Source organism: Coprococcus eutactus, assembly GCF_001404675.1.
Classification (GTDB): domain Bacteria; phylum Bacillota; class Clostridia; order Lachnospirales; family Lachnospiraceae; genus Coprococcus; species Coprococcus aceti.
Genome location: NZ_CYXU01000001.1, coordinates 317,202 through 343,019, shown reverse-complemented (window position 1 = coordinate 343,019; position 25,818 = coordinate 317,202). Strand labels below are relative to the sequence as shown.

The 25,818-nt window shown below is 45.2% G+C and carries 17 protein-coding genes; 1 reads left to right on the top strand and 16 read right to left on the bottom strand.

Features of this window, described 5'->3' with window-relative positions; genetic code table 11:
* Positions 1-18 precede the first annotated feature (18 nt).
* From leuB to leuC, 3 genes are all read right to left on the bottom strand, one after another.
* A complete protein-coding gene (gene leuB, locus ARA78_RS01520) occupies positions 19-1,101 on the bottom strand; it encodes a 3-isopropylmalate dehydrogenase (protein ID WP_055279875.1) in 1,083 nt (360 codons plus the stop codon).
* 64 nt (positions 1,102-1,165) lie between these two features.
* The gene (gene leuD / locus ARA78_RS01515) at positions 1,166-1,657 is read right to left on the bottom strand and encodes a 3-isopropylmalate dehydratase small subunit (protein WP_022216080.1); all 492 of its coding nucleotides are present in this window, start codon (positions 1,655-1,657) and stop codon (positions 1,166-1,168) included.
* A gap of 21 nt (positions 1,658-1,678) precedes the next feature.
* A complete protein-coding gene (gene leuC, locus ARA78_RS01510) occupies positions 1,679-2,944 on the bottom strand; it encodes a 3-isopropylmalate dehydratase large subunit (protein WP_022216079.1) in 1,266 nt (421 codons plus the stop codon).
* A gap of 118 nt (positions 2,945-3,062) precedes the next feature.
* On the opposite strand from leuC, the gene ARA78_RS01505 reads away from it, so the two are divergent.
* Entirely contained in the window at positions 3,063-4,160 is a 1,098-nt protein-coding gene (locus ARA78_RS01505) for a LysR family transcriptional regulator (protein WP_055279874.1), read from the top strand.
* Here ARA78_RS01505 and ARA78_RS01500 read toward each other — a convergent pair.
* From ARA78_RS01500 to ARA78_RS01440, 13 genes are all read right to left on the bottom strand, one after another.
* Positions 4,138-6,753, bottom strand: coding sequence for a YfhO family protein (locus ARA78_RS01500; protein WP_055279873.1), 2,616 nt, complete (start codon positions 6,751-6,753; stop codon positions 4,138-4,140). The two genes, ARA78_RS01505 and ARA78_RS01500, sit on opposite strands and share 23 nt — an antisense overlap.
* 34 nt (positions 6,754-6,787) lie before the next feature.
* On the bottom strand, positions 6,788-9,478 hold the full coding sequence (locus tag ARA78_RS01495; RefSeq protein WP_055279872.1) for a YfhO family protein: 2,691 nt from the start codon (positions 9,476-9,478) through the stop codon (positions 6,788-6,790).
* Positions 9,479-9,488: 10 nt separating this feature from the next.
* The gene (locus tag ARA78_RS01490; protein WP_055279871.1) at positions 9,489-11,153 is read right to left on the bottom strand and encodes a DUF6541 family protein; all 1,665 of its coding nucleotides are present in this window, start codon (positions 11,151-11,153) and stop codon (positions 9,489-9,491) included.
* 208 nt (positions 11,154-11,361) lie between these two features.
* Positions 11,362-15,114: a phosphoribosylformylglycinamidine synthase gene (locus ARA78_RS01485; RefSeq protein ID WP_055279870.1), complete on the bottom strand. Its 3,753-nt coding sequence runs from the start codon at positions 15,112-15,114 to the stop codon at positions 11,362-11,364.
* Between the two features lie 169 nt (positions 15,115-15,283).
* Complete coding sequence (locus ARA78_RS01480) at positions 15,284-16,222, bottom strand: M14 family metallopeptidase (protein WP_015533548.1); 939 nt, start codon at positions 16,220-16,222, stop codon at positions 15,284-15,286.
* Complete coding sequence (locus tag ARA78_RS01475; protein ID WP_022216686.1) at positions 16,215-17,153, bottom strand: M14 family metallopeptidase; 939 nt, start codon at positions 17,151-17,153, stop codon at positions 16,215-16,217. Before ARA78_RS01475 ends, ARA78_RS01480 begins: the two co-directional genes overlap by 8 nt.
* Before the next feature lie 160 nt (positions 17,154-17,313).
* The gene (gene spo0A / locus ARA78_RS01470) at positions 17,314-18,126 is read right to left on the bottom strand and encodes a sporulation transcription factor Spo0A (RefSeq protein WP_015533550.1); all 813 of its coding nucleotides are present in this window, start codon (positions 18,124-18,126) and stop codon (positions 17,314-17,316) included.
* 143 nt (positions 18,127-18,269) lie between these two features.
* A complete protein-coding gene (spo0A, locus tag ARA78_RS01465) occupies positions 18,270-19,073 on the bottom strand; it encodes a sporulation transcription factor Spo0A (protein ID WP_015533551.1) in 804 nt (267 codons plus the stop codon).
* A gap of 245 nt (positions 19,074-19,318) precedes the next feature.
* Positions 19,319-21,436: a SulP family inorganic anion transporter gene (locus tag ARA78_RS01460; protein ID WP_055279869.1), complete on the bottom strand. Its 2,118-nt coding sequence runs from the start codon at positions 21,434-21,436 to the stop codon at positions 19,319-19,321.
* A gap of 110 nt (positions 21,437-21,546) precedes the next feature.
* Positions 21,547-22,659 (bottom strand): SpoIVB peptidase S55 domain-containing protein, encoded by a 1,113-nt coding sequence (locus ARA78_RS01455; protein WP_055279868.1) that lies wholly within the window; start codon positions 22,657-22,659, stop codon positions 21,547-21,549.
* Between the two features lie 105 nt (positions 22,660-22,764).
* The gene (recN, locus tag ARA78_RS01450; RefSeq protein ID WP_055279867.1) at positions 22,765-24,450 is read right to left on the bottom strand and encodes a DNA repair protein RecN; all 1,686 of its coding nucleotides are present in this window, start codon (positions 24,448-24,450) and stop codon (positions 22,765-22,767) included.
* A gap of 57 nt (positions 24,451-24,507) precedes the next feature.
* Positions 24,508-24,957, bottom strand: coding sequence for an arginine repressor (locus ARA78_RS01445; protein ID WP_015533554.1), 450 nt, complete (start codon positions 24,955-24,957; stop codon positions 24,508-24,510).
* A gap of 1 nt (position 24,958) precedes the next feature.
* Positions 24,959-25,813, bottom strand: coding sequence for an NAD(+)/NADH kinase (locus ARA78_RS01440; RefSeq protein ID WP_022216690.1), 855 nt, complete (start codon positions 25,811-25,813; stop codon positions 24,959-24,961).
* Positions 25,814-25,818 lie beyond the last annotated feature (5 nt).

Below are 25,818 nucleotides of genomic sequence, written 5' to 3'. Positions count from 1 at the left end.
CTCCAATAATGGTCCTTTCTATATTCTCTCGCAGATAAGATCACCCATCTCGGAACAGCTTACGAGCTGTGTTCCCTCTGAGTGGATATCTATTGTTCTGTATCCGTCCTTGAGAACCGTCTTTACAGCGTTCTCAACTGCATCTGCCTCCTTGTCGAGGTCAAATGTGTATCTGAGCATCATTGCCGCAGACAGGATGGTTGCTATCGGATTCGCCTTGTTCTGGCCTGCTATGTCAGGTGCCGATCCGCCTGATGGCTCATACATACCGAACTTTGTCTCGTTAAGTGATGCAGATGAAAGCATTCCTATAGAACCTGAGATCATGGACGCCTCGTCTGAGAGGATGTCTCCGAACATGTTCTCTGTGAGAACCACATCGAACTGTGCAGGATCCTTCACAAGCTGCATCGCACAGTTGTCGACGAGCATGTGTTCAAGCTCAACCTCAGGGTAATCCCTTGCCACTTCCTCAACGACCTTTCTCCAGAGTCTTGATGAGTCAAGGACATTGGCCTTGTCAACGGATGTGACTTTCTTTCTTCTCTTCATAGCTATGTCAAATGCCTTGATGGCTATTCTTCTGATCTCGTTCTCATTGTATGTGAGGGTATCAACGGCTGTCATAACTCCGTCAACCTCCTCTGTGTGTCTCTCGCCGAAGTAGAGACCACCGGTGAGCTCTCTCATCATCATCATATCGAATCCGCGCTCTGCGATCTCAGCCTTAAGTGGACATGCCTCCTTCAGCTCATCGTAGAGATTGGCTGGACGAAGGTTTGCGAAGAGGCCAAGCTCTTTTCTGATCTTCAGAAGTCCTGCCTCCGGGCGGAGATTTGGAGGGAGCTTATACCATGGTGATGTGGATGTATTTCCTCCGATTGAACCGAGAAGAACCGCATCCTTTGACTTTGCAACTGCCACTGCCTCGTCTGTGAGTGGCACGCCTGTCGCATCTATTGAACATCCGCCCATGAGGATCTGCTCATAGTCAAATGTATGTCCGAACTTCTCTCCAACTGTATCGAGAACCTTCATAGCCTCTGTAACTACCTCAGGGCCGATACCGTCACCTTTTATTACGGCTAAATTACACTGCATTTTTGTCTCCTTCCTGTTTTGCCTTTCATGATATATCTTCACTCTGGCCAAACATGCTCATACTCTATTTATTTTTATTATTGATATAGTTGATGAGTCCCTCGCTCTTGATGATCTCCTGCATGAATGGAGGGAATGCCTGTCCCTTAAATTCTGTTCCCTGGGTTCTGTCATAGATCATACCGCTGTCGAAATCGATCTCCACGTCATCGCCTGCCTGGATAGCCTCTGCTGCCTCAGGGCACTCGATGATCGGAAGTCCAATATTGATGGCATTCCTATAGAAGATTCTGGCAAATGTCTCTGCGATTACGCAGCTTATTCCTGAAGCCTTGATGGCTATAGGTGCATGCTCTCTTGAAGATCCACAGCCGAAGTTCTTTCTTGCCACCATGATATCGCCCGGCTTTACGCGCTTTACGAAATCCTTATCTATATCTTCCATACAGCTCTTTGCGAGCTCTGCAGGGTCTGATGAATTCAGGTATCTTGCAGGGATGATTACATCTGTATCTACGTTGTCACCGTATTTGTGTACTGTTCCATGTGCTTTCATAGTCTATCTCCTTTATCTCTTTTATAATCCAAGTTCGTCAGGACTGCTGATCTTACCTGTGATAGCTGAAGCTGCTGCAACAGCAGGACTGGCAAGATACACCTCTGAGTCTACATGACCCATACGTCCTACGAAGTTACGATTGGTTGTTGATACAGCTCTCTCTCCTGCTGCCATAACGCCCATATGTCCTCCAAGACATGGTCCGCATGTAGGAGTTGAAACCACTGCTCCGGCCTTGACAAATATAGTCATGAGGCCTTCCTCAATACACTGAAGGTAGATATCCTGTGTTCCAGGGATGACGATAACTCTGACACCGTCAGCAACCTTTCTTCCCTTGATGATATCTGCCGCAATTCTCATATCTGATATACGTCCATTTGTACATGAACCGATGACTACCTGATCGATCTTGATATCTCCGACCTCATCGATAGTCTTTGTATTCTCTGGGAGATGAGGGAAAGCAACTGTCGGCTTAAGCTGTGACAGGTCGATGGTGTACTCTGCATCGTATACAGCGTCCTCGTCTGCCTCATACTTTGTATATGACTTTGTGCTGTGCTCCTTCATGTACTCCTCTGTAAGCTCATCGACAGGGAAGATACCATTCTTGGCACCTGCCTCGATGGCCATGTTCGCAATTGTAAATCTATCGTCCATTGTGAGGTTCTTGATTCCCTCTCCAACAAACTCCATAGACTTATAAAGCGCACCGTCAACACCGATCATACCGATGATGTGAAGGATGACGTCCTTACCACTGATCCACTTTGCCTTCTCTCCAACGATGTTGAACTTGATGGCTGATGGAACCTTGAACCAGGCCTTGCCTGTCACCATTCCTGCTGCCATATCTGTACTTCCGACACCTGTTGAGAATGCACCGAGTGCTCCGTATGTACATGTATGTGAGTCTGCTCCGATACATGTCTCACCAGCCACGATAAGTCCTTTCTCCGGAAGGAGCGCATGCTCGATACCCATTGCTCCGACATCGAAATAGTTCTCGATCTCATTTGCCGCTGAGAACTGTCTTACACACTTACAGTGCTCTGCACTCTTGATATCCTTGTTAGGTGTGAAGTGATCCATGACAAGTGCTATCTTCTTCTTGTCAAATACTTCCTTCTTGTTGAACTTCTCCATCTCGTGAATTGCGACCGGAGTTGTTACGTCATTTCCTAATACTAAATCCAAATCTGCCTCGATAAGCTGTCCTGCTTCAACTGATGGCAGTCCTGCATGAGCAGCTAAAATCTTCTGAGTCATGGTCATACCCATATTTATAGTCCTCCTATCATTTGTTTCTAAATACAAATTCTTACTCTTGATAATATCACTCATCTAGGTATAATTACAATATATAAAAAGAATAGTTATTATAACCTGGGGGAATATCATGATAAGTAATCTGAACAATTACGTTATTTTTCATACAGTTGCCAAAGCCGGCAACATCAGCAAGGCCGCAAATCAGCTCTACATCAGTCAGCCCGCGATAAGCAAGGCTATTTCCAAACTTGAAGAAGAACTCGGCACTGCGCTTTTTAACAGAAGTTCCAGAGGGGTAACTCTGACTGAAGAGGGACAGGTTCTCTATGAATATGTTGAGAGGGCATTTGACTCTCTGAATATGGGTGAGGAAAATCTGAAGAATTACAAGGAGCTTGGAATCGGTCACATAAGAATCGGCGTGAGCACATCCCTGTGCAAGCACATACTCCTGGACTATCTGAAGGACTTCATCAGGGAGAATCCAAACATCAAGTTCAGCATAGACTGCCACTCAACCGTGAACACCATCAAGCTTCTCAGAAACGAAAATATAGATATAGGCCTGATTTGCAACACAGAGCTTCCAAAGGGGATAGTCTACTCTCCTGTCAAGGAGATACATGACGTATTTGTGGCAAGCCCTGAATATCTGGATAATTTCTACGAGCGCGCAAATGGCAGAGATCAATACAGCTTTGCCGATGAGCTTTCAGGCAATATCAAGGGTAACATTATACCGCTGCTAAACTCAGGCTTAGCCTCTGCCACACACGGCGATGCAACAGATCAAAGTGCGGATAAAAAAAGCAGAGATACCGGACATTCATCCGGCATCTCTGCTTCTACCACTATTCATAACTCAAGTAACTCAGGTATGTCCAATATATCAACAGTTGACATCCTTGAAGGCTCCAACCTCATGGTTCTTGAGGAGGCAAATGTAACCCGTACCCACGTGGACGAGTATCTCCGCTCACAGGGCATAAGCTGCAGCCAGGTACTTGAAATCAACAACATGGATCTCCTCATCGACTTCGCTGCCATAGGAATGGGCGTCGCAAGCGTGGTTCGCGAATTCACGCAGGAACAGCTCTCATCCGGTGTTATAACCGAACTTCCGCTTGACACTCCTATTCCGAGCAGGAGTGTCGGCTTCGCTTACTCAGGAATGAAGAATCAGAGCACGGCTATGAAGAAATTTATGGAGTGGGTAGGGGTGTGATTACATGCTTCTGTTTACTGTCCCACCTCAGCATAAACAGCATGATGCATATTCCAAACAGCGAAACCAGTGCGCCAGCCATAAGCCCAGGTGTTCTGTATGCAATTTCTATATCGTGACTGCCCGCATATATCTGGACCCCCATATTGCCTCTACCAAGGCGAATTTTTTCTGCCGGCTCTCCATCCACATATATCTTAAACCCATCATCATATGGATATGCGATATACAGGATACCTGGATTTTTCACATCCACACTTCCATAGAAAGTATTCTTTACAAATCCTGTACACTCAAGCGGACTATCAAGTATCTTCTCTTCTGCTTTCTCAAATTCATCTGCATTGTAATTGTATACCTTTACAAATCGCTCTCCAACACTTCCTGTTTTAGAGCTGGTCGCACCTCCTATAGTTATCCTGACATGTTGTCCTTTCTTTACGAGGCCGACATGTGACAACTGTTCTGTAACATATGACCCATTCGATACCCTGAGATCTCCGTCCACGATCATCTCCACATAGTGATCGCGGCTATCCTTACTGTAGACATACATATCCATATCAGATTCAGCATCAAACTCATACCGGGTCATCGGCACAAATGCATTTGACGTTCTGTATATGCAATAACCCACTGATTCCCTAAGTGTGTCCTGATTGAGATAAGAAGTACTCCAATCCGATATATCAATCTCTGTAAATACATCTGACGACAGACCACAGCCACTCTTCATAAAATCATTCTGATTTTCAAGAGGTGTCCTGTCTGCTTTCCAGTCTACGATACCATCATCCAACATAAATCCCATCATCTCAGGAGTTTCTGCTTCATACAGATTGTATACGTCATTCTCAGCAACAAGGTTATACCCTGCGTAAGTACCATTCTCCGGACTCAGCACATATCTGACATTGTACATGAGCGCTGTAAGCGGTGTAGTTCCCGAATATATATATTCAACATTGTCAAAGTGGGCAAGTCCCATACTGGAAAACGCTCTGATCGTATTTCCATTTGCCATGGATGAATACCAGTTTGTCTGAGAATATGGCGCATAATTCTCATAAACCATAGCGCTCTTTCTGGTGCCATTTTCTGTATCCAGGGAATTGTATACTGATTCCCACTGATCTAGTCTTACAGCATCTGTCAGAAGACAGTCCTCCGTCTTGCCCGGCATTACATATAATGCATTTCCCATAATCTCAGCTATCCAGCAGCCACAGATAATGCACACAGCCACTCCCGGCTTTATGCTTCCTCTTCTGCAAAGCACGCACAGAATGGCTGCAAATGCCAGCATAAGCATAAATATAACATAGCCAAGCGGGGTACTCATCTCTCTGCTGTCAATAAGACTTGCCACAAATATTACGCCTGCCACCGCAGTACTTACAGCAATATACCTCAGTCTCAACTTAGCAAGATTCATGAGAATTCGATATGTTGCAACAATTAATATAAATGTTAATATGAATGCAAACCTGTTTCCAAGTCCATGTGTGATCGTCATGCCATGGAACACATAATTAAGCGGGAGATAGTTCAGGGCGAGCACAAGCACGGCCATGGCTATACAGTATTTCACCCTCGTCTTCCAGTCACTCACATAAGACAAAAGAAAAAGGCAGGCAGCAAATACAACAATACTTCCACAATAACTGTTATTGCTGAACATAGATACACATTCCAGATCCTTCAGTGGATAGAACGAGGATATATACGCTCCAAACTGCCCCCACATCTGTGTTCCTTCAAGTCCCATATCAGTCACCGAAGACGCAGCTCTCATGACCACCAGTCCGGCAGGGATCAGAACCACTCCTGCGAGTAGAGCAGATAGCACCGAGCAGCCAGCAAACGAAAGTCCTCTGCATAGGAAATCTCTGACATTTTCCCGTTTTTCCAGCAAGAAATATATCACGGCAAACACACATATATAGAATGAAAAATAGAAATTGCATATGATAGACGCTGCCAAAGACAGCGTGTATAACATCCATCCTTTTCCATCTGACAGATGCTCTATGCCAAGTGCCACTATCGGAAGCAGAATAAGCCCATCAAGCCATATAATATTATGTCCATATGCAAGGACATACCCGGACAGTCCATATGCCATACTGCATGCCAGCTCTATGAACGTTGCAACTGTCTGGCTGTACCCATTCTCTATATTTTTCTTATTGGTATGTCTGAAAAAGTAAAGCGCCGTGACCGGCAGGCAGGCGGATTTTATGATGATAAGCAATACCATGGAAAGTTCCAGCCTGCTCTCTCCCAACATCAGAACGATGATATTGAACGGGCTCAGGCAGTAATACAGTGACTCCTGTACAGCATCGATTCCCATTCCCATCGACCAGATAAAGCTTCCTTTGCCACCTCCCGAAATCCATTCAAATAACATATGAAACATATTCTTATACTGCACATATGCATCATACGTCAGAAAACTTTTATCTCCGAACGGATATGCTTTCTGCAGAATCAGAATTACTGTATATATCAGAAATGTAACTAAGAATACAGCCGCATACAGAATCCCGCTCTTTTTATGTTTGTTTACTTCTCCTTGCTTTGTACCCATATCAATCCCCACTTAATTTATTGCGCTATCTGTTCTATGCAGCCTGTACCTTCTTTTTCCTGCTGCGTCTGAGATTCACCATGTATAATACAACTATGAGCCATCCTGCTGCAGATAACATAAGCCCTAGCTTAAAGCCATATGTTACATACCTGAATTCTATTGTATGTGTTCCTGCTGTCAGCTCCAGACCCACAAGCGCACCGTTTGCCAACGGTGTTATATCGGTCTTATTTCCATCAACATACGCTGTAAAGCCTCTGTAATAAGGAATTGATGTATACAATATACCATCCTCCTTTGCTGTCACCGTACCCTTTACATATGTAGATGTCACTGTGTCAAGTGAAAGTGTCCTATCCTTAATTGATTCCTTGCATTCCTGCATCTTGTCATCGTGATATTCATAGAAATCTATACACGTTACTCCTTTTTTAAGGACTGTGGACAGATTGACTGCCTGTATCTCGACCTTCTGCCCACTCTTCAGCTCGCCGAGATCAAGTACATCCTTTGGTGAGGGATAAGCGTCATACTCATTTATATCCGCTATCACATTTCCGTCTACAGTTACAATATTACACAGCTTATTTGCATCCTCAAGGCTCACATACAAATGCATATCCCTCGGAGCTGTAAACGTATAAATCTGTGTGGCATGGTAATCTTCATCGAGCGACACATTCATATATGTATAAGCATTTTTATCAGTCTTTCTCTCCAAAGTTACTCCATCCGGCAAGACCTGTCTATCCGGAGTGCATCCTCTATATTTCACATCAAAATCAGTCAGTTCATCCGGTGAAACATGAGTGAACACTCCTTCAACTCCCGACACATCTTTCACGAATTCATTCTGCACCTCAAACGGAACTACGTCTGACACATTCCAATCTTTTATACTGCCATCTGTAGAAAAGCCCGCTCCCACAGCATAGTCTGTTGTATACCATGCAATCTCATCATCTATATCGTACACATCGTTTTTCAGATTATAACTTTGCTCCTTTGTATATCCACCATAATATGCATCTGCATCCGATAATACATTTCTTACATTGAACATAAGCGCAGTTACCGGTGTAGTATTTCTGTATGCATATGTAGCGCCGTGTTCCTGATACACCATTCCAAGCGCATCAAAAAGCCATGTCACTTTTGTATTTATGATTGAAGAGAATATATTAGTGTCTGAATAGACTGTATTATTTTGTGACAAAATCCAGGATGTCTTTCTATTAAGATCACTGTTGTCCTTTTCATTATATATGGCTCTCCATCCGTCAGTCCCGCCTAGATGCTCCTTGCCCGTAGTATATGCATCCGTATTCACATATACGGCATTGGATATCAGTTCCACAAAAAGTATTACTATAAAATTCACAATCAGAGAATTTATCTTTATGCTGTTTCTGGCCTGCAATACAAATACCATAAACAAATATATAATAAGCAGAATCGTGACCATATAGCAGACTACATTTTGCACCTCATTGTTTGCCAGAAAAACGCCCCCAAGGAAAACCAGAAATACAACTCCGGTCAGTATCCCTTCCCGAATCCCCGGCTTCGTCCAGTTCACAGCACACTCAAAAGCTGAAACAATAAGAAGTATGACAAGAATAAAAGCATATCTGTAAGAATATAGATGTGGATATGTGAACCCATGAAGAACATACAGTGCCCCTGTCAGATTCAGACAGGCAACAAGCAGCGCTATCTCCACCAGTCTCTTAACTCTTGCCCGAAGCTGTATATTCCTGTTAAACACATATACAACCGCAAGGAAAAGCAGAGACAGTCCCATATACATATTCCTTGCATACAGAGTTCTTCCAGCTATATCTATATCATGTCCCCAGAAAAAGCTCTGGAACAAATTTGCAAAATTACCAAACTTGCTAAATGGTATATCTTCTGTGAGTGAACTTGCACCTTCTCTTCCAACTATCGCAAGGAAACACGGCACAAGTACAACACATGCACTGAGTGCAGCCGTCATAGATGTGAGTGCAAACTTCACTCCACGCTTCCAAAACATTTTCCAGCTATCCTTTTTCACATCGATAAACCATATCACAGCTATCATAGCCACAAACCACGAAAAATAGAAGTTGAATACAAATGACATGAAAAGCATCACAAAATAAAGTCTCACATCACCGCCCTCAATAAGTCTCTCAACGCCAAGCATCATAACAGGCACGAGAAGAAGGCATATAAGCCAAATGAGATTATACTGATATGCAAGCATATAATCGCACATGGAATAAGCCATTCCCATCACAACACAGAGTATGTCATTCAGCCATCCGTGCTGCATTTTATTTCTGCTGGTATGCGATAAGAAATAGGTCATAGTAACTCCGCAAAGTCCAACCTGAATACACATACTGACGATCATTCCCAGCTCCATATGTGAACCGCCGAACAAAACTGCTATTAGATTGACAGGACTTGCCAGATAATAAAAGAAATTAGTATAGAAATCATATCCTAGTCCCATGTCCCAACTGAAAAAAATTGATTTTTCCTGTCTTATCCTGCCTGATAATTCCACAAAAAACGCATAATACTGGGTATTAGAATCTCCAAGCAGTATAGTATTCTTTCCAAATGGATAACAGTCCGTCATCATCATATGTATCACTATACATATGATAGGAATCAGAAATGCCATTCCATACTTAACAATTTTTCTTGACCTGATTTTCTTTTTTTCCATAATTACTCCATCACTCCATATAACTTTGTATTTTTCCTTTTTCGACAGCATGTTGCATTATAAGTATCAATAACATAAGCAAGACCGCTGATATACTTATTCTCCATGACCAATGCTGAATCTTTGTCCCCTTATATTTTACAACAACTTTACCTGCCTCTGGCAAAACTGATATTTCTACCAATCCATCATTTAGACATTTGCTTACCGTCAGTTTCCGTCCATCAGCCATTATTGCTTCATATCCCTTATAATAATACTTTGGAACTATGCACTCCCCCGCAGTTTTACCCGCATCAAACTCATAGCTTCCGTCTGATCCATAGCGCCCCCGTATGTAAGTATCTTCACACTTTACCATCCCGCTGCTTTCTGCTCCGACAGATGTTGCAAGATCCCCTTCTGCTGGAAGCCACTCCCAGAACCCTATGCTGTCTGTACTTCCTGCATTATCCGCATAACCTTCCGGATAGTTCACATAGCCACCAAGTTCTATATTCCATACCATATTCAGGCTAAAAATACCGATAAGTATGCTTCCAGCCGCACATAAACACGCATTTCTTCTGTATGATGGCAACAGCTTTATTATATCCACTGACTGAAGTGCAAGACCAAGCGCCACAAAGAATTCTGTGAACATATTCAGTCTCCACGGAAACTGTATACTGACAAATGGAGTTCTGTCGATAAGTTTCCATGGAAAAATCTTTGTCTCGCATACAAGAAGCACCGCCGCTGTCACAAGGCACATCAAAGCCTTTTTATTATATACTTTTTTATATATACTGACAAATACCATAAGTGCCAGTATTCCAATCTCAATGAATGCAACCGAATACTTTCCACTCACTATCGCGAGCAGTGTCTGAGTCTCCTCATGTGTGTAAAATGCCGGTTCATTGCTTACATAGAACCTTCCATCTGCAAATTGTTCAAGTACAGGAAGCCAATAATAACATGTAAGTACTGCACACGCAAGAGCTTCCATACACACAGCCCCAATAAGTCTTCTGCAAGCCGCAATTCTTTTCCATCTCGCACACACCCAGATTATTCCCATTACTACACATAATACAAAGCTTATCGTGTGTGAAAGCATAAGACACGAATATGATACACATAAAAGGCCTTTTCTACTGTGTCCCATCTCAGTCAGGTCGTAAAGAGCAAGAAACGCCAGTGGAATAAATACCATGGCAGCAATTTCGCCAAGTGCAAATCTGGTATATACATCCTCAAGATGATAATGTCCCATTGTGTAAAGCACCATAGTGACAACACCCGCGCAACGGCTTCTGCCAATGCTCCGCCCTGTATAATACGCAGTAAGTCCCGTACATATCATCAGTACATATATATATATCTTCATTGCAATCTCCGGTGATGCCCCCAGAAGTCTGAAGAGAACGGCTGGCAGCAAGAACAAATCAGGGTAAAATATTCCCATACCGTAGCCATACCCTTCCAACATAGTCTGATATATATATACAGGGTATCCCTGCCCTGACTTTAGCGCTTTGAGGATACTCTCCACCCTGAGCATATGAACCTGCTGGTCATCACCGTATGGCAGGCCTGTCTTAAAACAAGGGATCATACATACACCACTTATCAGAAGCACCAGCATTGCAATTCCCAGAATCTCTATTCTGTTTTTCTTTTTTTCTCTCACGCAGAATCTCCTCCCGGTCGTCAAAGCTCTGCCACATCATCCCCGGCAGTCAGTACGCATAAATATAAAGACAAACGGGGACAGGTATGGAATCTACTCTCACCTGTCCCCGTATTCTCAGTCATCTAAAACTGTTTATGACTCCTGCACATCTGTGCTATTTTTATTGGTATATCACCGGATATAATCCGTGTGACATGATTTCATCTTACTTAAAATACTCCACACCACTCTCGAATATCTTCTGGTTCTGGTCGCCGTATACGTTTACAGCTACAGCCTGTCCGATACGCTCTGAGTGACCCATCTTACCAAGGACACGTCCGTCTGGGCTTGTGATACCCTCGATCGCATAGTATGAACCGTTGACGTTGTAGTACTCGTCCATGGTTGGGTTGCCGTTCATGTCGACATACTGTGTTGCAACCTGTCCATTTGCAAAGAGCTTCTCGCACCATTCCTTGCTTGCAACGAAACGTCCCTCACCGTGTGAGATAGGAATTGTGTATACTCCGCCGAGCTCTGCCTTCTTCAGCCATGGGCTCTTGTTTGTTACAACCTTGGTGTATACCATCTTGGACTGATGACGTCCGATGCTGTTCATTGTCAGTGTAGGTGAATCATCCGTCTGTGGTCTGATCTCGCCGTAAGGCACAAGACCGAGCTTGATGAGTGCCTGGAATCCGTTACAGATACCAAGTGCAAGTCCGTCTCTCTCGTTCAGGAGCTTCATGACCTCCTCGGAGATCTTTGCATTACGGAACGCAGTTGCGATGAACTTACCTGATCCGTCTGGCTCATCACCGGCTGAGAATCCACCTGGGAACATGATGATCTGTGAATCGCTGATTGCCTTTGCAAATGCGTCAACTGAATCTCTGATTCCCTGTGCTGTCATATTTCTGAATACTATCGTCTGTACGTCTGCGCCAGCTCTCTCAAATGCCTTTGCTGAGTCGTACTCACAGTTTGTACCAGGGAATACAGGTATGAATACCTTTGGCTTTGCAACCTTGTTCCTTGACGTGTAAACTGTCTTGGCGTCGAAGAGACCTGTCTTGATCTCTGTCTGTGGAACATTTGACTCTGTTGGGAATACCTTCTCAAGAGTCTTTGTCCATGCTGCAAGAGCCTCGTCCATAGTGATTGTGACATCCTTGTATGTAAATACAGGCTCCTTTGTAACCTTACCTATCTTCTTGACAGGAATTCCGAGCTGATCAAGATCTGCTGCCTTAACCTCAAGAATGATAGCGCCATAGTTCTTGGCAACAAGATCCTTCTTGCTGACTGTATCCTCAAGCTCAACACCGAGCTTATTTCCAAATGCCATCTTGCTGACAGCCTCTATGATACCGCCAAATCCAACTGCGTATGCAGACTGGATCTTGCCCTCCTTGATCTTCTTGTTCAGGAGGTCATACATGTACAGAACATTCTCATATACAGGTATGTCGTTCTCGTCTTTCTCTATATCCATCTCCACAAGAACATTGCCTGCCTTCTTGAGCTCAGGTGTCACAACGTCCATGTAGCTTGCCACGTCAACTGCAAATGATACAAGTGTTGGAGGTACATCTATATCATTGAATGTACCTGACATACTGTCCTTTCCACCGATAGACGGAAGTCCAAGTCCTATCTGAACATCATATGCTCCGAGGAGTGCTGCCAGTGGCTGTCCCCATCTGTATGGGTCTGTTCCAAGTCTCTTGAAATATTCCTGGAATGTAAGTCTGATCTTGCTTACATCTCCACCTGCTGCAGCTATCTTGGCTGCTGATGTAACAACCGCATATACTGAACCGTGATATGGGCTCCAGCTTGACAGATATGGGTCAAATCCGTAGCTCATCATGGTGATAGTGTCTGTCTTACCCTTGAGTACAGGCAGCTTTGCGATCATTGTCTGTGTAGGTGTGAGCTGATACTTTCCACCGTAAGGCATTGTGACTGTTCCTGCTCCGATAGAGCTGTCGAACATCTCCACAAGTCCTTTCTGTGAGCACACATTCAGATCTGACAGTGTATCGAGCCATGTCTTCTTGACATCCTCAGGCTCCTTAACTGAATCAAAGTAATTGTCAGCCTTGCTTGGAACTTCAACCTTGACCTGAGTCTCCTGATGAGCACCATTTGTGTTGAGGAATGCACGTGAGATGTTCACGATGTCCTTGCCTCTCCACTTGAGGATAAGTCTAGGCTCCTCTGTAACCTTTGCAACTACTACAGCCTCAAGGTTCTCCTCCTCAGCGTATCCGAGCATAGTGTCAACATCCTTAGGATCGACAACTATAGCCATACGCTCCTGGGACTCTGATATTGCAAGCTCTGTACCGTCAAGACCTGCGTACTTCTTTGGCACCTTGTCAAGATCTACCACAAGTCCGTCTGCCAGCTCTCCGATGGCAACTGACACACCGCCGGCACCAAAATCGTTACACTTCTTTATAATAGATGAAACCTCTTCTCTTCTGAAGAGTCTCTGGATCTTTCTCTCTGTAGGTGGGTTACCCTTCTGAACCTCAGCACCACATGTCTCGAGTGAGTGTGATGTGTGAGCCTTGGATGAACCTGTTGCTCCACCACAGCCATCACGGCCTGTACGTCCGCCGAGCAGGATGATTACATCTCCCGGATCAGATGTGAGACGCTTTACAGCACGTCTTGGAGCTGCACCCATAACTGCTCCGATCTCCATTCTCTTTGCAACATAATCTGGATGATATATCTCATTTACAAGACCTGTTGCAAGACCGATCTGGTTACCATATGAGCTGTAACCGTGGGCTGCTGTTGTCACGATCTTACGCTGTGGAAGCTTGCCCTCCATTGTGTCCTTGAGAGACTTTGTAGGATCAGCTGCACCGGTAACTCTCATAGCCTGGTATACGTAACCTCTTCCTGAGAGCGGATCTCTGATAGCACCGCCAAGACATGTAGCAGCACCACCGAATGGCTCGATCTCTGTAGGATGGTTGTGTGTCTCGTTCTTGAAGAATACGAGCCACTCTTCCTCTACTCCGTCCACAACTACAGGAACAACTATAGAACAAGCATTGATCTCGTCTGACACTTCCATATCATCGAGCTTGCCTGCTGCCTTGAGCTGCTTCATGCCCATAAGGGCTATATCCATGAGACATACAAACTTGTCATCTCTGTCCTTGTACATCTCCTTCATCTCTGCTCTGTATGCGTCAAATGTCTTCTCAAGAAGATCCTTGTAATCTCCATCGTCGAACTCTACATCTGTGAGCTCTGTTGAGAATGTTGTATGACGGCAGTGATCTGACCAGTATGTATCGAGAACTCTGATCTCGGTCATGGATGGATCTCTCTTCTCCTCACCCTTGAAATAGTTCTGGATGTGAAGGAAATCCTTGAATGTCATGGCAAGTCCAAGTGAGTCATAAAGCTCCTTAAGATCTGCCTCTGCCATGTCCTTGAATCCGTCAAATATATGAACATCGGCTGGCTCAGGGAACTCTGTAACCAGAGTCTCAGGAATCTCCATACCGCATATTCTTGAATCAACAGGGTTTACACAGTAGTCCATGACAGCCTTCATCTGCTCGTCTGTCACGTCGCCCGAAAGTACATATGTTGTGGCAGTCTTGATAACAGGCTCCTCATCCTCTGCAAGAAGCTTTACACACTGCTCTGCTGAATCGGCTCTCTGATCGAACTGACCTGGAAGTGCCTCTACTGAGAACACCTTATCTGTGGCAGCAAGCTCAGGCTCACCCTCATAGATCACATCTACAGGCGGCTCAGCAAATACTGTCTCAAGAGCCTTTGCATATGTCTCATCTGATATGTTCTCAATATCATATCTGACAAGCACTCTCACATACTCAGCCTTGATACCCAGATAGTTCTTAATCTCTTCGTGAAGTTCCTTCGCCTTGACCGCATAGTCAGGCTTTTTCTCAACATACACTCTCTTGACCTTACTCATGTCATACCTCCATAGTAAAAGCGTTTTTGTTATTTCAATTCTTTAATAATAGCATTTATCATGTTTTTTTTGTAGTAGTTTTTATCTTTTTACCGATTTTCAGCTTATTTAAGCATAAAATTGTATCTTAACCCTGCATTTTCACCAAATATGTCATAACTTTTCCATGCTAGTTATGCAGTCTTCGTATCATCTTAAATATCACCGAATTCTGGTATATCATAGGTGAATTCTGACAGTAGAATATGATTCCGTCCGTCGGTGCGTATATGTCCGTCGTATTCTCGCCCGTCATCGGATTGATGATATTTGCAATTATGTCGCCTCGGACAACCTCATCTCCCGGCTGGACAAGCTTCTTGAAGAAGCCGGCGGCATGCTCGGACCTTATGCTGAGCAGATCCTCCTCATCCATGATGGTGGAAATGTATCCCGCATGGCAGTTGTATCTTATAACGCCCATACGTGTCAGGAATCTGAGCACTGAGGACACCGCCTGATTGGCACTCTCACCATTGATGGTGTCGGTAACTCCCGAATATACCGAGAAAGCCTCCGTGCCGCGCATCTGCCAGTTGTAGTTGAGCGTTGCCTTATCATATGATCTAGGCTCCGCTGTCAATACATACGGCATACCGAACTGGCTGGCAAGGCTATTGCTCTGCTTGCCTGTCTCTATCATCCTGACGTGTGGTATAAACTCACCATCCATATAGAAGCTCGCAAACTGTATTCCGTATGCGTAGCCGGTGACCTTCTCCATCACCGCCGCTGCAATACGGCTTGTCGCCTGACCTTCAGGATTGCCCGGGAATGATCTGTTTATATCTGAATTGTCTGTTATCCAGTATTTCTTGCCCACATTGAACGAGCTGTAATTGATTGATGGTATCAGAAGTATCTTCTTGCCCGATACTATGGCGCCCCTCGCCTCCAGCTCCCCAAGCTTCTTTGCCAGAAGTGAGCTTATGTAGAGCTGCTGAAATTCATTTCCTCTCATGGCACCAACTATGCATGCAGCCTTGTCTCCGCTGCCATAGGAAAATCCCTGTATCTCGTACTCTCCTCTGTAGGCTGTATTCATGGAATATATGATCTCTTTATTCATGGCCACCTCCGAAAATTCTGGCCACAAGTGACCCCTCTTCTATAACCGGATATTCTCTCAGTGAGAACACAATGCCGCTTCTCGGCGACCTGATGGTCTCCTCCACCGAGCCCGTGAGCACATTTACAATTCTTCCTATGATCTCTCCCTGCTGTATATATTCTGAGTGCTTTGCCACAGGAAGGAAGATTCCGCTGCTCTCAGCATTTACAAATACAACATCCTTGTCTTTTGCAAATTTAGGCTTATGTGCAGTCTCGACTTCGCCCTGCCATATTCCCATCTTCTTCATAAGAGAGAACAGTCCGTCCACTATCTGGTTCGAGTAATCGTAATCTATCTTGAGGGCAACGCCGGACTCCACTACCATACTCTTGACTCCGATCTCGTTGAGGGCATGTGCAAGACTTCCCTCCATGACCGTAGACGACGGATGTATCCATACAACATCCACATTCATGCACGCAACATACGGAGCAAGATCCGATGCCACGTCAGAATTAACCCTGACCTGTGGGATCTCCTTGATGTACACACTGCTGGAATGGACATCAACACAAATGTCCGCCCCCTCTATGTCCTTCATGACCTTTGCCGCTGTGTACTCTCCCACAGTTCCGTCCTTGGAACCCGGGAACAGAGTGTTCATATCAATGTCAAATACCGGCACATCCCTGTACTGCGCCTCAAGTCCCATCGGATTGATAAATGGATATACATCCACGATTCCAGTAAGCTTGTCAAAATCCTTCTTGATCCTTCTGATAAGTTCATAGCATATGTACTGACCGGCGACCTCATCCCCATGTATACCGGACACAATACACAGCCTCTTTTCATTTCCGGTTGGGAAATCCGGAGCCAGATGGTTCTTCTTCACCCTCATGACTTCCCCGATCAGCATGTTAGCTGATACTACAGTTTCTATCATATTTTGTCCACCTTGTATTATTTATTCGTTAGTAATTTTGCAAATTATCCCGGTACATAAAGAAAAGCAGGGTACTTGCCGTATCCTGCTTCTTGTACCTAAGTTATTATACATGATAACTGTCAGTTCTTCAAGGTATGTTGCCTACTCTGTGAGCCTGTTATGCCCTTTTCTTATACTCTATTCTGAGCTTGTCCGCTATGAGTGCGATAAACTCGGAATTTGTCGGTTTGCCTTTTCCCGCATTCACTGTATATCCAAACAAATCGTTGATGGTGTCTATCTGACCTCTGTTCCACGCCACCTCTATGGCATGCCTTATGGCTCTCTCCACGCTGGAGGATGTGGTCTTATATTTCTTCGCTATCGTCGGATAGAGAAGCTTTGTTATGTAGTTCAGCATGTTCACATCGTTGACCGCCATGATGATGCCCTCACGGATGTACTGGTAGCCCTTTATATTTGCAGGAATACCTATATCCCTGATGATATCCGTCACATCGCTCTCTATAGTATTCTCTATCTTGTGTGCCATACTCTTCTCTGTGAGACATGTAAGCTTGTCGTTCAGCCCTGACTCAAGCTCCTTCTTCTTCATATACATCTGTCTGAGTCTTGTCACAAGCTGCACCGGATTGTACGGCTTCAGGATATAATATGTCGCACCCATCTCAAATGCACATCTTATAAGTCTCTGTGATGACACCGATGTGAGTACCACAAATATCGTATTCTGATATTCAGGCAGTTCACTCATATGCTCCATCACTCCCAGGCCATCCATTCCCGAAAGGCAAATGTCTAGTATCACTATATCCGGCTTGTAGAGCTTTATTGATTCCACCGCTTCATCCCCGGTGCTGACCATATCAACTACTCTCATCTCGTCCTTTGATGCATATGTGGCGATCTGTTTTGCTATCTGTGTGCTGTCGCCATCAGCAATTACAATTTCGATCCCTTTGTTTCCCATAGTATCTCCCTTGTTATGTATAAATTTACAGGATTAAGCGCTTATCCCAACTGCTTTATAATAATATTAAATATGATATAATTTGTCAAGTGCTTTTAATATCGTTTTTAATATCACATATTATGACAACATTTTACTACAAATTACCCTGCATTTCTCATCTTCGCTTCCAGTCTTATCTTGTCGGCAATGAGAGCGACAAATTCTGAGTTCGTAGGCTTTCCTTTGCCCGCACTTATGGTGTAACCAAACAGTTCGTTGATAGTCTCTATCTTTCCTCTGCTCCAGGCCACCTCTATGGCATGTCTTATGGCTCTCTCCACCCTTGATGCAGTTGTGCCGTACATCTGGGCGATCGTCGGATAAAGCTGCTTTGTTATAGAATTCAAAATATCCATATCCCCCACAGCTATGACTATCGCGCTTCTGAGATACTGGTAGCCTTTGATGTGCGCCGGGACTCCTATCTCGTGGATTATCCTGGTCACCACCGCCTCCAGCTCGTCCGTCTTCTGCTCATTTTCATCCATCTTCAGAAGCTGGGTTGTATTGCTTCCGCGTCCTTTACATGCATCATCAAGCACACCTCTGACCTTTTTCTCATCGTATGGCTGTTCAAGCAGTCTCACCACTGCCTTGTCACCTATCGTCGAAAATACAAAGTCCAGATAATTTCTGTGCTGCTTCGATGAACAGAGCACAAATTTGACATTTCTCAGGTTCTTATTTCCAGATACGCCCTCGACCATATCCGTGATATCCGTACCGGGTATAACCTCGTCCGCGATCACTATGTCTGGCTTATCTTCTGCAATTTTCTTAACAGCTTCGTCACCCTTCTCACAACATCCAATGTACTCATAATCAGGCATATCCTCAAATACGTGCTTTAGCTGTTCAATTTCTCTTTTGTCATGTTTTACCATCATAACTTTAACATGACTCATGTTATACTCCTTCCCAAGTATAGTGACGGAATAACAATATTTACTTTTTTATTCCTGTTATTCCACTACGAACATTATATATAAATGTAGTTTTCTTGGGAATATATAGAACTTCGCAAGTTACGACAGCATCAGCTTCCGGAAAACATTTTTTCTACTGCGACTGACACCAGCAGACCACATACGCACATTTAATGAAAAAATGCGGCATATCTTCCCTTTTCGGGTCGATATGCCGCGCATGATCACTTCTCTTTTGTATGTTCTTTTTCTCTGAGTCTTATGATCGCATCATAGGCCGCCGGATTGTGCTCCTTCAGGTGCTCATCCATTCGTTTTCTTCTCGCCTTATATCTGTCGACAAATTCAGGATGCTCGCTCTCAAGCCTGTGAAGAAGCTGGCTCCGCCTGCGCTCGATACGCTCTGCAACAGAGTCCTCATCCTCGCCTGTGGCCCTCACGATCTCCTCTATGTGGGCCTCCATATGCTCAAGCCATTCTTCCTCATCCTGTATATCCATCCGCTTCCAGAAACCGGTCATGAGCTGTTCAACCCCGGTTCCGTTCTTCATACTGCCTATGGATTCACGGATGTGCTTCTCTATGACATCTTCCGCATCATCGCCAAATGCCCACACAAGCTCCTGAGCCATGTGCTCCGCTCTCTTTCTCCTGATGTCATGATAACTGTTATGTACACCAACCAATGGATATGGACTCTCAAGGCCGCAGTCTGACAGTGCTCTCTCCATGGTCTGTCTCACGCATCCTACCTCTATCATGTCGCCAAGTCCAAGCTTTCTGAGCTGGACGTTGAGCTGGCCTATATGCTCCGTGATATAGAGCTTCACCCCCTTCTCTTTCAGCGTATCATACATGATCCTGAGGGTCTTGGCAGCCGTCACATCCACGCTTCCCATGGCGGACGCATCCACTATTACAGCCTTTGTGTCATCCTGCACCGCATCCATGATATCCTTCTGGAATATGGCTATATTTGCAAAAAACAGGTTACTGCTGAATCTGTAAATAACTATATTCTGTATCGGGTATGCATGCTTGAACCTCTCGAGCGCAAGGAATTCCTCATGTCCAGGTACCAGTCCAAGGAAGCTTCTCGGAGGGTCCGCAGCCTTCCTTATGACTGCGGCAAATGAGAGTATGATTCCTATAAGAACTCCATTTATCGTTCCAAGTACCAGCACACCTAGGAAAGCTCCGCAGAATATGTAGAATTCCACCTTACTCACCTTCCACAGCTTTGCCGCCAGATCAAATTCCAGAGCACTGTAGAGTGCGGAGATGACGATTGCCGTGAGCACCGGAACCGGCAGATAACCTATAAATCCCGTTCCACACACGAGGATCACGATCATCACTACTCCTGCAAATATTCCAGTGAGCTGTGTCCTGCCTCCATACTGCTCACTCATTGTGGTTCTGGACACGGAACCGTTTATCGGACAGCAGCCTGTGAATGCCGCTGCAAGATTTGCCGTTCCAAATGCCAGAAGCTCCTGATTATCGTCTATCTTATATCTGTTCTTCTGGGCGAAATTGTTCTCAGCCAGAAGCGTCTCCGCCATGATTACTACTGCTATCGACAGACTGACCGTCATGATATTTGGAAGCATCCTCTCATCTATCTGTGGTACAACGATCTGTGGAAGTCCTCTGCTCACCTCCGACAGACATACTATTCCGTATTCATCCATATCTATCACGCAGGACAGCAACGCTCCCGCTGCCATGACGCATATCGCCATCGGAAACTTTGGTATGAATCTTCTTGAAACAAGCAGTACCGCAAGAGCCGTAAGTCCCATGATTATCGACGGCACATTTACATCTCCTATCGTCTCTGCTATGTGTTCCACAAGCTCGAACAGTTCTCCTGTTCCCGCTCCGGCTCCATAGAGCTTCGGCACCTGCATGAGTATGATGGTGGTGCATATTCCTGATATGAATCCGCCCATGACCGGAGTCGATATGTAATTTACAAGCTTGCCCGCCTTGAACAGGAAGAATACCAGCAGCCACAGCGCCGTAAAGAATGTTATCACAGGAACGACCTGCATCGCCTGCTCTGTTCCCGGCGTAACCCCCAGCGTCACCAGTGCCGCTCCGACCAGCGCCGCAGGCGCGGCATCCACACCGAACACGAACTGCCTCGACGTGGACAGCAATCCAAATATTATGATCGGGAACACCGACCCATACAATCCATATACCGCCGGCAGCCCGGCTATCTGTGCATACCCCATCGATATCGGTATGGACACCGCCGCTATGATAATTCCTGTCAAAAGATCAGAAAGCAAATTCTCTTTTTTATAATTCTTTAGTGTATGACATAATGAAATTTTTGAAACCTTGATTTTCTTGCCCTCCTGGGATGTTTGTGTGTGCCGGTCTGCCTTATGCTAAAGTCCGGCACTTCTGTTCTTAATTTTATCACTAAACAGGATTAATTTCACTCCTCCAGCATATTTTCAATAAAAATCCCATACCCCCTGGTTGGATTGTCTACGAATACGTGGGTGACGGCGCCGATTATCTTGCCATCCTGGATGATCGGGGAACCGGACATTCCCTGTACCACTCCGCCCGTCAGGTCTATGAGGGCATCATCGGTCACGTGGAATTCTATATTCTTGTCGGATGAATTCCTGTCCACATACTCTATGTCTATCTCATACTTCTCAAGCTCGCCGCTCATTCTGGAATATATATAAGCCTGCCCCTTGCGGACTTCATGACCTCTGGCTATATACATACGCTCCGCATCGCCGTATTTCGCCTGGCAATAGCTGGTGTCCAGATGTCCATATATTCCACTGGCACTGTTGCCATCAATAATACCGACCAAAGATCTTCTATATGCGATGCTTCCCTGAAGTCTTCCCGGTTCCGAGGAGTATGACTTGCTTATATTTGTAATATCCGTTGTGTACACTCCACCGGTGCTGCACCGCATCATAACTCCCGTATCTATATCCGACACACTGTGTCCAAGAGCCATGAAATTTGTTCCGTCGACAAATGTAACCGTGCCTATTCCCGACACATCATCCTTCACCCACGCGCCCAGCAGATAAGCGCCATTCTCGTTTTTTTCCGGCGTGATGCTACAGACCTTCTCCTCCCCATCCCTTATATATCTCACGGACAAGCTATCACCCTGGCTTTCAGCAACAATATCAAGCAGCTCCAACCTCTTAGATATCTCCATACCGTCTACACTCACAATATAATCCCCTGTACAGACCTTTCCATCAGCAGGGCAACAGGACTCGCCATTTTCATTTTTAAAGCTGCACACATCCACCACCAAGACTCCCTCCGTCTTCATATAGATTCCCATCGCCTCGCCGGACGGAACTACAGGCCGGTCAAATATATCTCTTCCAAACTCCGCATCCTTCGTGGTCGCCCTTGACACTACCCCATCAAGTGTTGAGCTTGTCTTCTCTGACCTTCCAACATCCACTCGTCTGTCCACCAACACACATAAAACCAATAGTGCTGCAAGGAGCAACAGATCCGCCACAGCCACCCATATGATCACCTTCTTATATCGCCTCATAATCTATTCCTCCTACATATACTTAAAAACAACTAATAGCTTATAAAAAAAGAGTAACAGCCTTGGCTGTTACTCTTAGTATGTTGTGTTAGGAATAACTTTATATCAGTATTTTTTTGTCTTTTCTGCCATTTGTTTCATCTCGCGGGCATTGCTCATGACTGCCTCAGTTATGGTCACGCCGCCGAGAAGTCTTGCGATCTCCTCTGTTGATTCCTCGTCGTTCAGACGGACGATCCTTGTCACTGTCTTGCCCTCGTCGGCAGACTTTTCTATGAGATAATGACTGTCTGCCATCGCTGCGATCTGCGGAAGATGGGTTATGCTTATAACCTGATGGCTTCTGGAAATAACTGCCATTTTTTCAGCAACCTTCTGAGCTGCACGGCCGCTTATTCCCACATCGATCTCATCGAATACAAGAGTGCCGATATTGTCCTCGGACGCCATGCAGGATTTGATCGCCAGCATGATCCTTGAGAGCTCACCGCCTGAAGCCACGTCATATAACGGTCTCATCTTCTCGCCGACATTTGTCGAAATGACAAAATAGCAGTCATCGATTCCATTTGCCGTACACTCCGGAAGCCTGTCAAATACCATGTCGAACCGAACCTCCATGAAACTCAGATCAGCAAGTGCATCTCTGATGTCTCTGCACAGATTCTCAGCCTGCTTCTGTCTCTCAGCAGTAAGCGCATCTGCTGCCTTGAGCATGGCTTTCTCCGCCTTTTTTATTTTGTCTGAAAGTCCTGCTATATATTCGTCATATTCAGACAGCCTTTCATATTCCTTCCTGCTGTCCTCCAGATATTTGAACACCTCTTCCACGGTGCTTCCATATTTTCCCTTTATATCATTGATGACGTCAAGCCTGGACTCAACACTTCTAAACTCAGAATCGTCAAAGTCCATGCTCTGCATGTAATCATTTAATTCAACGTTAAAATCATTCAGCAGCGCGTCAATATTTTCCAACTGGCTATACAGACCGTCTATCTCTCCGTCGAGATCCTTTATACCCTTCATCGATGCCAGAGCTCTGCCGATCTCATTTCCCGCAGATGAAGAAGATTCATAACCTGTAACGCTGTATACATCCGAAGCTGCCGCAACTATATCGCGTGAATTGACCATCCTGTTGTACTGATGCTCAACATCTTCGTCCTCACCAGTCTTTATATTTGCTGACTCGATCTCCGCGATCTGATACTTGAGGAATTCTACCTTTCTGCTCCGCTCCGCCTCATCCATCGAGAGCTCGTCCATCTCACGCCTGAGTGTGACGTACTCTCTGTGACACTCTGCAACCTTCTGCTTCAGGGGATCTATGGATGCTCTGCCATATTTATCCAGAAGCTTCATATGCTCCGCTTTCTTAAGGAGCGTCTGCTGCTGGTGCTGCGTGTGCATATCTATGAGAAGCGCAGATACCTCCCTGAGCTTTGCGGCGGTCACCGCCATATCATTTATAGTGTTGATGGTTCTGGAATTATTTATTCTCCGCGTGATGAGTATCTCGCCATCCTCCGATGGCTCCACTCCCAGATCTCTGATCTGCTCAATCACCTGGGGATCATCCACCAGGAAAAGCAGTTGACAGAAGCCCTCCTTGTCAGGCTCCCTGACTATATCCTTCGGAAGCTTATCTCCCATACCAATCTTCAGGGCTCCCATGATTATGGACTTACCTGCACCGGTCTCACCGGTAAGTATGTTGAGATTATCGGTAAAATTAACATTTGCATCGTCTATGAGTGCAATATTCTTGATATGTACATTAAGTAACATTTGTATCCTCCTGTTGACGCACAGACTTTATTACACATAACATATTACAGAGAGCTGTCATCTCTGCATCTTATCTATCGTCTTCATGACCGAATCGGTCATCTCCCGGCTTCTGACCGCCAGGAATATGGTGTCGTCCCCGGCTATACTTCCGAGGAGTCCATTTATCTCCACATTGTCAAGTGCTGCGGCAACTGCCATAGCCATGCCCGACACTGTCTTGATCACTATCAGATTCTCCGCCGGCACCATGGATAATATGCCAGCCCCGAGAACCTTTCTGTACGACTCTATGGACTCATGTGTTGCCGACTTTCCCAGAGTGTACTTCTGCCTGCCACCCGCCACGGCAACCTTGGTGAGGTTGATCTCTCTTATATCTCTCGATATGGTGGCCTGGGTCGTATTGAAACCCGCCTCGGCCAGCTTCTCCAGCAGTTCATCTTGGGTCTCTATATCATATTGTTCGATTATCGACAAAATCATCGCCTGTCGCTTCTGTTTCATATCACTTTCCCCCAAGCTTGTTTCTAAGTATCTCGTAGAAATTCACGTCACTCGCCTTTACGAGCTGCGTGGTTCTCTGTGACACGCATATATCAAGGACATCGCCTGCTGCCAGTTCGAAATCATTTCCACCGTCAAATGAAACTATCGCCTCGGTGTCCTGCGTCTTCCGCTTCTTGGCGATCTCTATTGAAACCTTTGCGTCACTAGGAAGCACAATACTCTTCGAAGTCAGCGAATGTGGACATACCGGAGTGATGATCATCAGTCTTGCCATAGGATCCACGATCGGACCTCCGGCTGATAGATTGTAACCCGTGGAGCCAGTAGGGGTCGATATGATGATTCCATCTCCCTCATAGGCATTCAGAAAGCTTCCATTTACATAGACATCAAGGCCTATAAGTCTTGAAAATCCTGCCCTGCTGATAACTATATCATTGAGTGCCCTCTTCCTGCACTCCTTGCCGTCTCCTGTTCTGACTGTTCCCCTGATCATCATTCTGTCCTGCATGGAATAATCATCCGCAAGCAGTCTGTCTATGATGGTCTGCCAGTTGGTGATCTCCCCCTCAGTGAGGAATCCCACCGTTCCAAGATTTATCCCGAACAGAGGAATCTCCACATGGCTGGCACTGGATGCCACATTGAGGAGTGTTCCATCCCCTCCAAGAACAAGTATACAGTCAAAGCTCTCAAGCTCATCCGTAACCTGCTGCTTGTCACATGCACTGAAGCTGTAGCAGTCCATGGCTTTACACGCACCATTTTGCGATTCAATATACGCTGTGAGCTCCGACGTTATACGATTATCCTCATCCTTATCCGGGTTATATACTATATAAAAATTCTTCATATCGT

Excerpts from the sequence above, each read along its gene's own strand:
- ARA78_RS01445 (WP_015533554.1), bottom strand. The coding sequence starts at position 24,957 with ATGAAACAGAAGCGACAGGCGATGATTTTGTCGATAATCGAACAATAT.
- leuD (WP_022216080.1), bottom strand. The coding sequence starts at position 1,657 with ATGAAAGCACATGGAACAGTACACAAATACGGTGACAACGTAGATACA.
- ARA78_RS01495 (WP_055279872.1), bottom strand. The coding sequence starts at position 9,478 with ATGGAAAAAAAGAAAATCAGGTCAAGAAAAATTGTTAAGTATGGAATG.
- ARA78_RS01475 (WP_022216686.1), bottom strand. The coding sequence starts at position 17,153 with ATGATAGAAACTGTAGTATCAGCTAACATGCTGATCGGGGAAGTCATG.
- leuB (WP_055279875.1), bottom strand. The coding sequence starts at position 1,101 with ATGCAGTGTAATTTAGCCGTAATAAAAGGTGACGGTATCGGCCCTGAG.
- leuC (WP_022216079.1), bottom strand. The coding sequence starts at position 2,944 with ATGGGTATGACCATGACTCAGAAGATTTTAGCTGCTCATGCAGGACTG.
- ARA78_RS01440 (WP_022216690.1), bottom strand. The coding sequence starts at position 25,813 with ATGAAGAATTTTTATATAGTATATAACCCGGATAAGGATGAGGATAAT.
- ARA78_RS01500 (WP_055279873.1), bottom strand. The coding sequence starts at position 6,753 with ATGGGTACAAAGCAAGGAGAAGTAAACAAACATAAAAAGAGCGGGATT.
- ARA78_RS01485 (WP_055279870.1), bottom strand. The coding sequence starts at position 15,114 with ATGAGTAAGGTCAAGAGAGTGTATGTTGAGAAAAAGCCTGACTATGCG.
- spo0A (WP_015533550.1), bottom strand. The coding sequence starts at position 18,126 with ATGGGAAACAAAGGGATCGAAATTGTAATTGCTGATGGCGACAGCACA.
- ARA78_RS01480 (WP_015533548.1), bottom strand. The coding sequence starts at position 16,222 with ATGAATAAAGAGATCATATATTCCATGAATACAGCCTACAGAGGAGAG.
- ARA78_RS01455 (WP_055279868.1), bottom strand. The coding sequence starts at position 22,659 with ATGAGGCGATATAAGAAGGTGATCATATGGGTGGCTGTGGCGGATCTG.
- ARA78_RS01505 (WP_055279874.1), top strand. The coding sequence starts at position 3,063 with ATGATAAGTAATCTGAACAATTACGTTATTTTTCATACAGTTGCCAAA.
- spo0A (WP_015533551.1), bottom strand. The coding sequence starts at position 19,073 with ATGAGTCATGTTAAAGTTATGATGGTAAAACATGACAAAAGAGAAATT.
- recN (WP_055279867.1), bottom strand. The coding sequence starts at position 24,450 with ATGTTACTTAATGTACATATCAAGAATATTGCACTCATAGACGATGCA.